Annotated in this window: 10 protein-coding genes and 1 pseudogene; 10 read left to right on the top strand and 1 reads right to left on the bottom strand. The window is 33.7% G+C overall.

Annotation, left to right across the window (positions count from 1 at the left end; all coding sequences use genetic code 11):
• Positions 1–106: 106 nt before the first annotated feature.
• The 7 genes from L2Z92_RS18870 (at position 107) to L2Z92_RS18825 (ending at position 13,494) form a co-directional block, all read left to right on the top strand.
• On the top strand, positions 107–2,122 hold the full coding sequence (locus tag L2Z92_RS18870; protein WP_236456249.1) for a tetratricopeptide repeat-containing sensor histidine kinase: 2,016 nt from the start codon (positions 107–109) through the stop codon (positions 2,120–2,122).
• A 46-nt stretch (positions 2,123–2,168) separates the two neighbouring features.
• Positions 2,169–2,816 carry a response regulator transcription factor gene (locus L2Z92_RS18865; protein ID WP_236456248.1) on the top strand — a complete coding sequence of 216 codons (648 nt, stop codon included), beginning with the start codon at positions 2,169–2,171 and terminating at the stop codon, positions 2,814–2,816.
• 112 nt (positions 2,817–2,928) lie between these two features.
• Complete coding sequence (locus L2Z92_RS18860; RefSeq protein ID WP_236456246.1) at positions 2,929–4,611, top strand: FG-GAP-like repeat-containing protein; 1,683 nt, start codon at positions 2,929–2,931, stop codon at positions 4,609–4,611.
• Positions 4,612–4,959: 348 nt separating this feature from the next.
• The gene (locus L2Z92_RS18855) at positions 4,960–5,436 is read left to right on the top strand and encodes a hypothetical protein (RefSeq protein ID WP_236456244.1); all 477 of its coding nucleotides are present in this window, start codon (positions 4,960–4,962) and stop codon (positions 5,434–5,436) included.
• 201 nt (positions 5,437–5,637) lie between these two features.
• Positions 5,638–8,754, top strand: coding sequence for an FG-GAP-like repeat-containing protein (locus tag L2Z92_RS18850; protein WP_236456243.1), 3,117 nt, complete (start codon positions 5,638–5,640; stop codon positions 8,752–8,754).
• Positions 8,755–8,895: 141 nt separating this feature from the next.
• Positions 8,896–12,600: an HYR domain-containing protein gene (locus tag L2Z92_RS21420; protein WP_319800385.1), complete on the top strand. Its 3,705-nt coding sequence runs from the start codon at positions 8,896–8,898 to the stop codon at positions 12,598–12,600.
• An 18-nt stretch (positions 12,601–12,618) separates the two neighbouring features.
• Positions 12,619–13,494 (top strand): PorP/SprF family type IX secretion system membrane protein, encoded by an 876-nt coding sequence (locus L2Z92_RS18825; protein ID WP_236456242.1) that lies wholly within the window; start codon positions 12,619–12,621, stop codon positions 13,492–13,494.
• A gap of 118 nt (positions 13,495–13,612) precedes the next feature.
• Here the strand turns inward: L2Z92_RS18825 and L2Z92_RS18820 are convergent.
• Positions 13,613–13,788, bottom strand: a pseudogene (locus tag L2Z92_RS18820) (transposase); the annotation flags it as partial.
• Between the two features lie 242 nt (positions 13,789–14,030).
• Here L2Z92_RS18820 and L2Z92_RS18815 point away from each other — a divergent pair.
• Genes L2Z92_RS18815 through L2Z92_RS18805 form a run of 3 tightly spaced genes read left to right on the top strand, consistent with a single transcriptional unit; the run spans position 14,031 to position 15,819 of the window.
• Positions 14,031–14,534 (top strand): endonuclease V, encoded by a 504-nt coding sequence (locus tag L2Z92_RS18815; protein WP_236456241.1) that lies wholly within the window; start codon positions 14,031–14,033, stop codon positions 14,532–14,534.
• Positions 14,534–14,809: a hypothetical protein gene (locus tag L2Z92_RS18810; protein WP_236456240.1), complete on the top strand. Its 276-nt coding sequence runs from the start codon at positions 14,534–14,536 to the stop codon at positions 14,807–14,809. The genes L2Z92_RS18815 and L2Z92_RS18810 overlap by 1 nt, the downstream gene beginning before the upstream one ends.
• A 17-nt stretch (positions 14,810–14,826) precedes the next feature.
• The gene (locus tag L2Z92_RS18805; protein ID WP_236456239.1) at positions 14,827–15,819 is read left to right on the top strand and encodes a fumarylacetoacetate hydrolase family protein; all 993 of its coding nucleotides are present in this window, start codon (positions 14,827–14,829) and stop codon (positions 15,817–15,819) included.
• Positions 15,820–15,856: the final 37 nt, after the last annotated feature.

Genomic DNA, 15,856 nt, shown 5'->3' with positions numbered 1-15,856 from the left:
TTCTCTTTCAACCATTCAGTCCCTCTTTTTAAATTATTTTAATACAAAAGCTACAAATAGGATAGCATCTTTTTAAAAAGTTTTTATTTTTACAAAAACAAAACAAATGAAAGTAAAGTTTTTAGTATCGCTATTACTAGTTTCAATATGTATTTTTGCTCAAGAAGAAAATGCCCTACAAAAGAAGCAACAATTAGAAACCGCTATTCAAAAAGCGCAAGGAGCAAAACGGCTTAAACTATTAGATAGCTTAGCAACGTATATTTATTATGATACCAATTTGGAGTGTGATTCTATATTACGAACTACTATAAAGTATGCCATAAAACTAGACTCGGTAAATGTAGCCACAAGACAAGCTTCTAACCTGATTGATTATATAGCTCATTCCTCGGGGAAATTTGATGAAGGCAAACAAATTATAGCTACTATGAAGCCTTTATTGGCTAAAGTATCATCCCCTAAAATACTAGATAATTATTATACTAATGTAGCCAATATGTATTATTATGCAGGAGATTTTGAAGCCTCTATTAAAGCGTATGATAAAGCGTATTTCTATGCTACTCAATATAATGCTACTACTATAGGTTTGATTGCCTTTAGAAAAGGAGTTGTTTATGTGGATAATGGAGAATTTGGAAAAGCATCCTTATCACTTGCAGATGCTATTAGTTATTTTCAAAAAGTAAAAGATACTTTAAAATGGATTGATGCCAAAGGGTCTGTGTCCATTTTATACAGTAAAAGCGGGTTTTATAAAGAATCTAAAAAAGAAAGAGAAGAACAAATTGAGTTAGCCAAAAGATTTAAACCCTATACTAATATTGGTGTTATTTATTTCAATATGGCAGCCGATAATAATAAAGCGGGTTTCCAAGAAGAACGCATTGCCAATTTAAAATTAGCGCTTAAAAATAATGAAACATCACAACATCAAACTTTTTTTGATCCTATCTTTACATCGGCTTTAGCCGTTGCTTATGCAGAAAATGACAGCATTGCATTAGCTGAAAAAATAGTTAAGAAGTTAGAAGCTAACCCAGAAAAATACACAACCAACTATAATGAGGCTTCCTATTTAGAAGCTAAGAAAAGCCTTCTGTTTGCTAAAAAAGAGTATGAACAAGCTCTTACTTATGGCGAAACCTATTTAAAATTAAAGCAGAAAGGCAAACAATTTGAGGAAATACAATTGGCTGAAAAATTCTTATTTGATGTGTATGAACAAATAGGGGATAAAGAAAAAGCACTTTATCATTTTAAAAATTATACGCATATTAAAGACTCTATAGGGAACATTCAAAAGACAAGAGTTTTGGCATATTATCAAACTTTATATGAAACAGAGAAAAGAGATTTAACCATTGAAAATCAAGAAGCGAATATTGCCTTATTAGATTCTAAAAATAAGATTAAGAATCAGTGGATGTTCTTTGGAGGTTCTGGTTTGCTTGTGCTGTTTGGCTTTGTAACCGTAATTCGTTCTCGTAATTTTGCCAAAAAGAAACAAAAAATTCAAGAAAAGTTTACCCAAGATATTATTAATGCACAAGAAGAGGAGCGTACAAGAGTAGCCTTGGAATTGCACGATAGTGTGGGGCAGCAGTTAATGCTCATAACGCGTAAATCAAAGAATAGCAATGACGCTAGTATGGAGGCTTTAGCCAAAGATACGCTGCAAAACGTTAGAACCATTTCACAAGGATTGCATCCCGTAGTATTAGAACGATTAGGTTTTACAGCAGGAATAAATGATTTAATCACTACAATTGATACGAATACCGAACTTTTTTTTACAACTGAAATAGAAAATGTTGATGCCTACTTAGACAATAAAGAAGCCTTACATTTATATAGAATACAACAGGAAATTTTAAATAATATAGTAAAACATGCAGAAGCAACTGCTGTAAGTATAGACATTCGAAAGGGAAAATCAACAATCGAGATTATTGTAGAAGATAATGGTAAAGGGTTTGATTATGAAAAACAAATGCAGTTTTCTAAAAGTTTAGGTATGAAATCTTTATTAGAAAGAAGCAAAATACTTAAGGCTAATCTAACCATTAATTCGATACTTAAAAAGGGAACAATAATGCAAGTAACCTTTCCTATTTGATAGATAAGTTGTATTTTGCCTTACTTTTAAATCCAACAGGAAAAAAATGAATAAAAGGAACATTTCTTTAATCATAGCAGACGATCACCCTATCATGTTAAAAGGGCTAGCCGAAGAACTTGAAAATGCAGGGTATAACATTGTGGCTACGGCTAATAATGGTGCAGCAGCAGTAGAAATAATAGCATTACATAAACCTAGTATTGCGCTATTAGATATTGAAATGCCTTTTTTTAATGGTTTTGAAGTCATTAAGAACTGTCAAGGACTACAGTTAGATACCAAATTTGTGGTGATGACTTATCATAAAGAAAAGGGATTTATAGTACAAGCGAAAAAAGTAGGCACGCACGGGTATTTGTTGAAAGAAGATAATCTCGATGAAATTGAAGCCTGTATAAAAGCTGTTTTATTGGATGAATTTTATTTTAGCAAATCCTTTCAGGAAGATATCAAGTATACTGTAGATAATGAACTCAGAAAAGTAGGATTGTTAACTCCATCGGAAAGAACTATTATTCGTTTGATAGCACAAGGTAAAAATTCAGCAGAAATTTGTGAAACACTCAAAGTCTCAAAAAGAACCATAGAAAAACATCGTGCTAATATTATTGCTAAGTTAGAATTAGAATCTTCTCTAGATACTTTAACGCAATGGACAACAGATTATAAAGAAATTATCATGTCTTTATAATTTTAAGAAAAAAGATTAGACTAAGTAAACTACGTAATTTTTGCGCCTAATACGTATGGTTTACTATTGTGGTTTACAGTAACATTGTATTTTAAAAAAAAAATAAATTACAATGAAAAAAAACTACCTTTTATCCGTTCCATTCGCTTTAATACTGTTACTGTCAACTAGTATTTATTCGCAAAACATTGTGTCTACCAATCCCACTATGAATGCTATCAATGTACCTGTAAATGCAAATCTATCTATTTCTTTTGATGCTATTATTACCCCAGCACAATTTAATGCTGTAACTATTGTTGTTTCGGGTTCTCAAACAGGTAGAATTTTGGGGAATTTTATAGGATTATATAGTACTTCAATACTCTTTATTCCAAACGACGACTTCAAACCAGGAGAGCTTATTAGCGTCACTTTGAGTACTAGTACCACTAAGTTAGTAGCTAGTTTTACCACTGCGGTAAGTACCAATAGTGCAGGAACTTTTGATTATGGACAAAATATAATTACTACTAATGCTTCAGACGCTTTTACTGTATTTTCTGCCGATCTAGACGGAGATGGAGATTTGGATGTACTTTCTGCTTCTATAGACGATAATAAAATTGCTTGGTATGCCAATGATGGTTCAGGCAACTTTGGGGCACAACAAATTATTACCACAAGTGTAGATGAAGCTTGGGAGGTTTATGCTGCTGATTTAGATAATGATGGAGATATGGATGTAATTTCGGCTTCAGCGGGAGACGATCGCATTGCGTGGTATGAAAATGACGGAAGTGGTAATTTTGGTTCCCAACAAACCATAACCACTCATGCCAATTTAGTAAGAAGAATAGCTGTTTCAGATATGGATGGTGATGGTGATTTAGATGTAGTTTCAACATCTATTAATACAGGACACATTTATTGGTATAAAAATAATAGTAATGGTAGTTCTTGGACAGAAGAAATTCTTACAAGTTTACAAGGTACAGGAGCAATACATACTACTGATTTAGATAATGACGGTGGAATTGACGTGCTTGCTTCTTCAAATGGTTATGTAGGATGGTATAAAAATAATGGATTTGGTAACTTTGGAGCTTTTCAAAGTATTAGTCTTAGTGATTTGGCTATAGCTGGTTTATATGCTGCAGATTTAGATGGAGATGGATATCAGGATGTGCTGGCCGCTTTAAGATTTGATGGTGTTGCTTGGTATAAAAATAATGGTAATGGAACTTTTGGTTCCAAACAATTGATTACCGCAGCTACTCTTACTCCTTTTGCTTATGATGTTTATGCCACAGATTTAGATGGGGATGGCGATATGGATGTTCTATCGGCATCATCAAATGATGATAAAGTGGCTTGGTATGAAAATGATGGGAATGGTAATTTTGGTGCACAACAAGTTATAACGACTAGTGCTGATGCTGTTAGAAATATTTATGCTGCCGATTTAGATGGTGATGGAGATTCGGATGTTTTATCTGCTTCTGGAAATGACAATAAAATTGCTTGGTATGAAAATGAGAGTACTACCTTAAGCTTACATGATAATGAACTTAATAATGAATGGTCTCTCTATCCCAACCCTACGAATAATCAAATAAATATTCAAGTAAAAAAAGGACTAGTTATTCAAAAAATAGCCATCTATGATCTTACGGGAAGATTGGTAAAGGCACAAAATATAAAAGATAATTTAGAAATTATTCGTATTGATAGTTCCCTATTAAGTGCAGCTACTTATACTATTAAAGTTATTACAGATAAAGGAGTGCTTACTAAAAAAATGATTAAAATGTAAGTTATTAGTAATTGGTTTCCTTACTTAAAAAGACCTTAACACGTATCGTGTTTAAGGTCTTTTTTGTTTTTTATACTTCTTAGTATACGTAGGTTACTATATAATTGCTTAGTCTACGTATTTTATGGTGTTTATAAATATTTGATATTGCATTATGATTAAAGCAGTATTTTTTTTCGGAACAACATTGTTTTACAGCAGTATGTAATTAGAATATATAAAGGAAATTACTAAAGTGATTTTAAGAGTTCAAGTTGAGATTCAATTTCTATCTCAATTAATTGATTTAACTACCTAATCTCTTACAAACAATTAGTAAAGAAAACAAGTAATTTAAAACAAATAGATATGAATGATTTAAAACAAAACCCAAAACAGACTACAGCTTTTAATGGCTTAATTAAAAAGATTTTAAGTAGTAAAATGTCAGATAGTGAAATTGAGGATTACATTCTTGAAAGTGGTAAGTTAGTAGATCCTATAGGTGCAAAAACTGAATTTAGTATGTTAGGTATCGATGGACGATTTATGTGTACGCCAAAAGATTCTAAAGACCATCCTTATGTTTGGGATCATAGAGTATATGGGTTTGGAGTAGCAGATATTAAATGTGATGGAAACCTTAGTACGGGTTATAAAGACTGGAATGACCTATGGAAGAATACAACATCAGTAGGAGTAACATGCGGAGAAATAGGAATAGGTGTTGTAGTAGCTGTTTTTTTTAGAAAAGATGGAATGCCTATTGGTGATTTTAGGGGAGTTCCTACAGGTGTTTTAGCATTTGCAGGAGCAGGAGGTGATGGTGGTTGGAATAAAATATAGTATATTTCTTTCTAATGCTTATACATGAAATTTTCTTGTAAAGAGGGTTTTATTTAGAAAGACCTTAACTCATGATTGAAGTTAAGGTCTTTTTTATCATTTAGTAAAGTACGTAGGCTACGTAATATTTACCCTTCGTACGTATGGTTTTTGGTTTGTGTTTATTATAATATTGTATGCACAAACTAAATCACAAATGCGATGAAAAAATATTACTTATTATTGGTAGCAATGACAATACTTTTTTTGAATGACCAAAAAGGTTTTGCTCAAAATTTAATTGCCACTGCTCCTTTGAGAAATGCTACTCATATTTTAGCAAATACGGATATTATACTAACTTTCGACAGCACTACAGATGCAGCAACAATAAATGCTAGTACTATTGTTGTTTCAGGTTCACAAAGTGGTTTGATTGCTGGATCTTTTTCTGGTGAGGGAACAGCAATTGTAACCTTTACTCCAAACACTCCATTTAAACCTGGTGAAATGATTACGATAGTGGTCACTAGTAACCTTACCTTAGGAAATACAGCCTTAGCAAATCCTACTGTTTTTTATTTTACAGTTATTTCCAATGCTGTTGCGGCTCCATTAGGCTTTTTAAAAAGAGAAATATCAACTTTAGAAAATTATGCTACAGATCTCTATACTGCAGATATTGATAATGATGGTGATTTAGATGTAGTAACTGCTGCTTCAATTATTAATACTATTGCTTGGTATGAAAATGATGGAACGGACCAACCTACTTTTACCAGACATGTAGTAACAAACACAGCAGATTTTGCTACAGCTGTTTTTGTTGGCGACTTAGATAATGATGGTGATTTGGATATTTTATCCGCTTCAGCCGAAGATGATACCATTGCTTGGTATGAGAATGATGGGGCAACTACACCCTCTTTTACAAAGATAGTCGTTTCGAATACTGCCGATTTTGCAACAAGTGTTACTGTTGGTGATATGGATGGTGATGGCGATTTAGATATATTGTCGGCTTCCTTATTTGATGATGTTGTAGCTTGGTATGAAAATGACGGTGCAGCAGATCCAACATTTACTCGAATTGTTATTACCACAGCCACAAATGGAGCTTATACATTGACTATTGGTGATATGGAAGGTGATGGGGATTTAGATATCTTTTCTACTTCTAGATATGATGATACAATTTCTTGGTTTGAAAATGATGGAGGAATAGATCCCACGTTTACAGAACGCATCATCAGTACTTCAGTTAATAATGCTACTGATATTTCATTTGGTGACTTAGATGGTGATGGCGATTATGATATTGCAGCTTCTTCCAGAGACGATGACTCTATTTTTTGGTTTGAAAATAATGGAGGTTCTAATCCAACATTTACAAAAATTGTACTAACCAACGCAGCAGATGGAGCGAGACGAGTTTCTATTGATGACATTGATGGAGATGGAGATTTAGACATATTTGCAGTTTCAAATTATGATGATACCGTTTCTTGGTTTGAAAATGACGGAGCAATAGCACCCAGTTTTACGGAGCAAATAATTACAAAAACAGCTGATGGGGCTAATAGTATCAGTGTGGGGGATGTTGATGGAGATGGTGATTTAGATATATTTGTAGCCTCAACTAATGATGATACAGTTGCTTGGTATGAAGCCACTACAGAACTTCAAATTACAACAAGTTCTCCTGTAGCTCAATCCACTAGTGTTCCAGTGGATAGTCCTATTATAATAAATTTTACTACAACTCTTGATGCTACTACAATTAATTTAAATTCTATTTTGATTACAGGTGCACAAACAGGTATTATTGAAGGTGCATTTACTGGAGGGGGTACTTCCACATTAGTATTTAACCCTTTAAATAATTTTAAACCAGGAGAGCTTATTACAGTGGTATTGACTACTAACTTATCGTCGGAAGAAGGTTATTTTCTGCGTAATCCCTCCATGTTTAGTTTTGTAGTAGAAACAGCTAGTATGCCTTCACCACTTTCATACATGGATCACACGGTAACAACAGCATTAGATTATGTTACAAAAATTAGTCTAGCAGATATTGACAATGATGGGGATTTAGATATTGTGTCTTCATCTGTTAATGATGATACTATTGCTTGGTTTGAAAATAATGGAGATCCTGTAAATCCTATTTTTACAAAAAACACCATTACGATAACAGCTAATTCTGCAACAAGTGTAGTAGTGGCTGACTTAGATAATGACGGTGACTTAGATGTTGTTTCTTCGTCTTCTCAAGATGATACAGTAGCTTGGTATGAAAATGATGGTAATGCAGACCCCATGTTTACAAAAATCATTATAACAACTACAGCAGATTGGGCTTATCGTTTAGCAGTAGGTGATTTAGATAATGATGGTGATTTAGACATTATTTCAGGTTCTCAAAGTGATCAAACTTTGGCTTGGTTTGAAAATGATGGTGCTTCCGATCCTAGTTTTAGTCAGAATATCATTAGTACTACTGTTAGTGGTATACATGATATTGCTGTGGGAGATCTTGATAATGATGGTGATCTAGATATGTTAGTTGCTTTACGATATAGCAATACAGTATCTTGGTATGAAAATAATGGTGCGCCCAATCCGACCTTTATTAATAATATCATTACAACAAATGCCATGACAGTAAAAGCAGTTTCTTTAGGAGATCTTGACAATGATGGCGATTTAGATGTTTTGTCTACTTCTACAGCAGATAACACTATTGCTTGGTACGAAAATGATGGCGCAACGAATCCTACTTTTACAAAAACAGTAATTTCATCTACTGTAAGTGATTTACTAACAGTGAATGTGGGTGATGTGGATGGTGATGGTGATCTTGATGTTTTGGTAGCCAATGTAAATACCTTCGATTATTATGAAAATGATGGTGCTTCAGATCCAATATTCACAAAGGTTTTAATAACATCCAATTCCAATAGTGTTTCAAGTATTGTTGGAGGAGACATTGACAATGATGGTGATTTAGATATCGTTGTAGGGAAGTTTAGCGATAGAATTTCTTGGTATGAAGCTTTTGATTCGACTTTAAGTACAGCTAATCTTTCTCTTGAAGAACATTTTGCAATCTATCCTAATCCAGTAAAAGATAAGCTAACGATACAATCAAATTCAGATAACAGTATACAAAGTATTGCAATTTATGATCTTTCTGGACGTTTGGTACAAAAGAATATTCTTGAAAATAATACGATGACTTCCTATGTTTTAGATATGAGTACCTTAAATACGGGTACTTATCTTCTTCAATTATACAGTACTGAAGGAACTATTCTGAAGAAAATAAGTAAAAAATAATACCAATAATAATTTTTTTAAATAAGCATTGATTCTAGTCAATGCTTATTTTTTTTACGTACTCTACGTAATATTTACATACCCTACGTATTTTCATACTAAAGTAATTGTTGTAGTTTTGGGAAATTAAAAATGTTAATTATGAGTATAAAAAATACTATAACCACAATGTTCTTTTTCTTTTTGGGAATTGTACTGTTGCAAGCACAAACTATACTAGATGCCGCATTTACTGCAAGCCCAGTAGTAGGAAATTCAACACCGCATACTGTTTTTTTTACAGATCAATCTGTTATTCCAGATACTTGGCTATGGAATTTTGGAGATGGTGGTACATCCACAGCTCAAAATCCAATTCACAGTTATACTTCTTATGGTGAATATACAGTAAGGTTAACCATAGAAGATACGATGACTGGACTTTCTGATTTTGAAAGTAAAGTGGCTTATATTAAAATATCTAAACCAGTAGCTGATATAGATGCACCAACATTTGGATATTTTGGTTGTGCGCCTTTAACAGCCAATTTTATTGATGCTTCTGTAGCTAACGGTGCACCTATTGTTAGTTGGCTATGGAATTTTGGAGATGGTACTACTTCTACTGACCAAAACCCTTCACACATTTACAATACTCCAGGTAGCTATACTGTTTCCTTAACTGTTACGGATAGTTTTGGTAATACCGATACGGGTGTATTTACGAATACGGCACAAGCCGTTGGACCTAATACTAATTTTCAAGCCAATCAAACATTATTACAGCCCAATACAAGTGTTACTTTCACAGATTTAACCACTTTCGGAGCTCCAATTACCAGTTGGAGTTGGAATTTTGGAGATGGTAATACTTCTAGTGTCCAAAACCCTACTCATACTTATACCACTTCAGGAGATTATACAGTGAGTTTAACGGTATCAGATCTTGATGGTTGCTCTAGAACGCTTACTAAAACAGCTTACATTAAGGTTTTAGGTTGCCCAGCAAGTGTTACAGTAAATAATGATGCTGGGCAATGTGAAGCCAATGTATTACTTCCAGATTTTGAAGGCTTCACTAATGGAAATGCTATAGATTTAGATGGAACAAATGACTATATTGCAGCGCCACTTCCTACCGTATTCAATAATATTGGTGCAAACAGTTTTACCGTTGAAATGTGGGTCACTAGAGAGTCTCCGACTATTACTAGTAGATTATTTTTTGCACAATTAGATTCAAATAATTTTGCAACTATATTAGTAAGCCTATCAGGGGTGCCTTATTTATATATAAGAGATAATTCGATTACTTATAGTGTAGATACTCGAGCAAGTATCCCTGTGAATCAATGGACACATTTGGCTTTTAAATGGAATGCGACTTCAAAAACAATTACTGTTCTTATCAATGGGGTCGAACTGCAAAATACAGTTAGTGGAGGTACAAGTAGTTGGGGAAATGATAATCGTATGACTATTGGTTCTAGAACCGATAGCGCTCAATTCTTTAATGGTAAAATAGATGAATTACGAATTTGGAACCAAGAAAGAAATAACGCAGCTATAGTGGCTTCAATGAACACTTGTGTTTCAGAAACTGATGCTAATTTAGTTGCTTACTATCGTTTAGATGAAGCTTCTGGAAGTACTACTGCAAATGATGCAACTGGAAACGGTTATACTGGTACTTTAACCAATAGTGATGTAAGTATAGCTTGGACTTATGGAGCTGTTTCTTGTAACGGATATGCGACTAACGATTTCACAAACACGAATAATGCATCGGGAGTTTATCCAATAGGAAATACCACAGTAACATGGACTGCAACTAATCCTGCAGGAAATACAGCAACTTGTACGCAATTAATAACAGTTGTAGATGCAGAAAACCCAGTGATAACATGTCCAACATCAATTACACTCAATACAGATTTAGGACAATGTACATCAACGGCTTCAATAGGAGTAGCTACAGCCACTGATAATTGTGGAGTACCAACAATAAGTAATGATGCACCAACTGCTTTTCTAATTGGAGACACTACAGTAACATGGACAGCAACAGATAGTGCTGGAAATACAGCAAGTTGTACACAAATAGTCACCGTTGTAGATGCAGAAAATCCAGTGATAACATGTCCAACATCAATTACAATCAATACAGATTTAGGACAATGTACATCAACGGCTTCCATAGGTTTAGCTACAGCCACTGATAATTGTGGAGTACCAACAATAAGTAATGATGCACCAACAGCTTTTCTAATTGGAGACACTACAGTAACATGGACAGCAACAGATAGTGCTGGAAATACAGCAAGTTGTACACAAATAGTCACCGTTGTAGATGCAGAAAATCCAGTGATAACATGTCCAACATCAATTACACTCAATACAGATTTAGGACAATGTACATCAACGGCTTCCATAGGAGTAGCTACAGCCACTGATAATTGTGGAGTACCAACAATAAGTAATGATGCACCAACCGTTTTTCCAATAGGAGACACTACAGTAACATGGACAGCAACAGATAGTGTTGGAAATACAGCAAGTTGTACACAAATAGTTACCGTTGTAGATGCAGAAAATCCAGTGATAACATGTCCAACAGCAATTACAATCAATACAGATTTAGGACAATGTACATCTACCGCTTCCATAGGTTTAGCTACAGCCACTGATAATTGTGGAGTACCAACAGTTACTAATGATGCACCAACCGCTTTTTCAATAGGAGATACCACAGTAACTTGGACAGCAACAGATAGTGCAGGAAACACAACTACTTGTACACGGCTTGTTACTGTTATTGATAATGAAAATCCAGTGATAACTTGTCCAACAGCGATTACCATCAATACAGGTCTTGGGCAATGTACTTCAACCGCTTCTATAGGTTTAGCTACAGCTACTGATAATTGTGGAGTACCAACAGTAAGCAATGATGGACCAACCGCTTTTTCAATAGGAGATACCACAGTAACTTGGACAGCAACAGATAGTGCTGGAAATACAGCGAGTTGTACACAAGTAGTTACCGTTGTAGATACTGAATTGCCAATAGTACAAACTCAAGATATAACAGCTACTCTTGATGCTACAGGTTTTACTACAATTACACCCACTATGATCGACAATGGTAGTTTTGATAATTGTACCATTGCTTCTATGACTTTAGATAGTACCTCTTTTGATTGTACCAATATAGGTACACCTATTTTGGTTACGCTTACCGTAACAGATATAAGTGGAAATACAGCTAGTGCAACAGCATTAGTAACAGTAGAAGATACTACTGGTCCAATAGTGATTACGCAAGATATTAGTGTAGCATTAGATAATTCGGGGATAGCTATGATTACTCCTGAAATGATTGATAATGGCAGTTATGATGCTTGTGGAGTAGCTAGTATGTCTTTAAATCTAACTAGTTTCACTTGTCCTAGACTAGATGAGGTGCAAGTGGTAACTTTAACCGTAACAGATAGTAATGGTAATGCAAATACTGCTGATGCCTATGTTTCTTTTACTGGTCTTGATATAGATTTAGATGCTATTGCAGATTCTTGTGATAACGAACTAAACCCTGATATTACCCCTATTTTGGGAATATCTCCAAATGGTGATGGTGAAAATGATACATGGGTGATTGAAAATATAACGAATTTCCCAAAAGCTACAATCGAAGTCTTTGATAGAAATGGTATCAAAGTTTATAATACTACGAACTATCAAAACGACTGGAAAGGAAATAGAAATGGCTCAGGAGAATTAGTACCTATTGGTTCCTACTATTTTGTCATTAATGTTTTTGGAGAGGGTTCTTTATTTATTAAAGGATGGTTATACATTAATTACTAATTGTTTATAAAAGATAACATGAAACTATATAAAATATTTTTTTCGATACTATTCCTTTTAATCAATGCATTAAATGCAATAGCACAAGTAGAACCTAGTTACTCTTTGTATCGCTACAACACTAATTTTTTCAATCCTGCAGCTTTTGGTGCAGAGGAAAGAGTAACTATTAAAACGAATTTTAGAAGTCAGTTTTTGGGTGTTGATTATGCACCAGAAACCCAAAGTGTTAGTTTAGGAATTCCCATAAAAGATAAGATGAATATTGGAGCTATAGTGATAGCTGATAAGGTTTTTATTGAGCAAAACACCTCTTTGTTTGCCAGTTTTTCTTATAAAATTCAAGTTGCAAAAGCAACCGATTTATTATTTGGAGTTCAAGCTGGAGGTTCGTTTGTTAGCATTGATTTTGGAAAATTAGATTTACCAGCTGATCCTTTTCTTTCTCAAGACACTAATTATTTTAACCCTAATGTGGGTGTAGGATTTTATTTGAAAAATGAAAACTACTACGCCTCGTTGTCCGTTCCTAGACTATTTGAAACCGATCGTGTAGCAGATAAAAATGGAGTAGCTACTCAAGCTAATAATAAAGCCCAACTATATGTAAGTGGAGGTTATTATCTAAAATTATCCAATAGCATTAACTTTATACCTTCTACTTTGGTTCGCTTATCAGAAGAAGAAATAATTACAGATGCTACAGGTACCTTTGAATTCTTTAAGAAATTTGATGTTGGTGTAAACTATAGAGTAGAGAGAGCCATTGGCGGATTTCTTTATATTACCATTAAAGACCGACTCAAATTAGGCTATGCTTATGAGTCTAATACTACAGACATTAATAATTATGAAAATGGCACACATGAATTTGGATTGAGTTTTGAATTTTAATCAAAAGAATTCCTCGAGGCTTGCCTCGGGGTAAAAGTGGAAAGTTTGAAAACCTTAGGTTTTCATCAATCTAAAAATGTTTTTTCTGCTTGATACCTCTAGGCTCTGCCTCAGGGTAATTCATTAAGTGAGTGTTTTTCAAACGTAGTTTTCTAAATTTTGTCAAAGAACTAGGATTATTAACATTGTCTTCTGGATTCATATCCATTACATATTTAAAGACATATCGTAAAGAGAACGTTCTACTACATCAACATCGGAAACGGTGTAAAATGTTTTAAGAAGCAAATACTTTTCGAACAGTTGCAAGATTAAATGCAAAAAAGAAGAAGTAAACCAAAACAGAAAAAAGGTACTAACATAATTAGTGATTAGCATTACTATAACTATAACAAAAATACTCTTAATGTGCCTTTACCGAAGTTGTCTTTTATTAGATTTTCTTTGGTAAAGGTTTTTTAATTGTAGTATTATTAGCAGTGAATAGTTTAATAAATGAATCAAATATTTATATTTGTTTTTTAACCTTATCCAATATGATTTTAACCATAGATGTCCATTATAAAACCGATTATGCCAAAACCGTTTTGCTATTTTTTGAAAATTGGCAAAGTGAAACCCCTTGTAATGTAGTGACTCATATTACAAAAGACGTGATGGAGTATGAACCGGGTTCGTTCTACAAAAGAGAATTGCCTTGTATTATGAATGCTTTGGAAGAAGTTGCATTAGAAGACTTGGAAGCAATTATCATTGATGGACACATATATGTAGATAATGAAGGGAAATATGGTTTAGGAGGTCATTTGTATGAAGCTTTGGATAAAAAGTTTCCCATTATTGGAATGGCAAAGACATCCTTTCAAAGCAATAAAGAAACCGTAGTTGAAATTTTACGAGGAGAGAGTAAAAATCCGTTGTTTGTGTCGGCTATAGGTTTGGAGAAAGAAGTAGCGGCTAATTATATTAAAAACATGTTTGGTGACTATCGTTTGCCTTATTTGTTGAAGTTAATGGATCAGATAACGAAGGAGGAATAATGACTGACAAAAAAATACCCTTTTTATATACGATTTATCATTTGCGTTCCATTGAACATGCGATTATCTATGATAAGAAGTTGGACATTTCAAAAGAAGAAGAAAAGGAAGTCATCGAACTTCTTAAGGACGAATATGAAAAAGAGAAACTCAATTATCCTTTTCAAGCTCCAGTTTTTGATGAGGTTGCTGCTTTGTGGGGAAGTAAGCAAGGAGAGGAAAGTACCATTATTATGGACGATATTGCAGTTTGGATATCGAAAAAAAAATTATAAATTTACAAAAAAAAGACATGAAATTAGGAACAATAGACAACGGAACAAGGGACGGACAATTAGTTGTAGTTAATAAAAACTTAACAAAAGCGGTTAAAGTTCCATCAATTGCAATAACAATGCAACAAGCAATGGATAATTGGGAAAAAAGTGAAAGTCTTTTGAGAGAAGTTGCAGAAAAATTGGAAGAAGAAAAAATAGAAGGAATATTTGATTTTACAGAAGCGAAAATTATGGCTCCAATTCCTAGAGCTTATCATTGGGCAGACGGAAGTGCTTATGTAACACATGTAGAGTTGGTTAGAAAAGCAAGAAATGCAGAGTTACCAGAATCATTTTGGACAGATCCATTAATGTATATGGGGGCTTCGGATGCATTTATTGGGGCTAATGATGATATTAAAGTAGAGACTGAAGATTGGGGGATTGACTTGGAAGCAGAAGTTGTAGTTATAACAGACGATGTGCCACCAGGAGTTAATGCTGAACAAGCAAAAAAACATATTAAGTTGATCGGTATTGTGAATGATGTTTCTCTAAGAAATTTAATCCCTGAGGAATTAAAGAAACAATTTGGTTTTTATCAATCTAAGCCTTGGACTAGTTTTTCACCAGTTGTTGTTACACCTGATGAATTAGGTAATAATTGGGATGGAGGTAAGTTACATTTGCCTTTATATTCTTCTATCAATGGAATTAAAATTGGTTCACCTAACGCAGGGATTGATATGAATTTTGATTTTGGACAATTGATAGCACATGCTGCTAAAACTCGTTCTTTGATGGCTGGAACTATAATTGGTTCTGGTACAGTTGCAAATAAGGGAGGCATCGATGGATCAAGTTGTATTGCTGAAATTAGATGTTTGGAAATGATTAATAAAGGAGAAATTACAACGCCTTTTTTAAAGTTTGGTGATGTTGTAGAAATAGAAATGAAAGATACAGCGGGTAAATCTATATTTGGAAAAATAAATCAAAAAATCACAAAGTACACTCCTGTACAATAGCTTTTTGACTAATTTATATAATTTTTTGATATTCAAT

The organism is Flavobacterium jumunjinense, assembly GCF_021650975.2.
In the GTDB taxonomy this organism is placed as follows: domain Bacteria; phylum Bacteroidota; class Bacteroidia; order Flavobacteriales; family Flavobacteriaceae; genus Flavobacterium; species Flavobacterium jumunjinense.
Note: the sequence above shows the minus strand (reverse complement) of the source record. Positions and strands in the feature narration are given on the sequence as shown.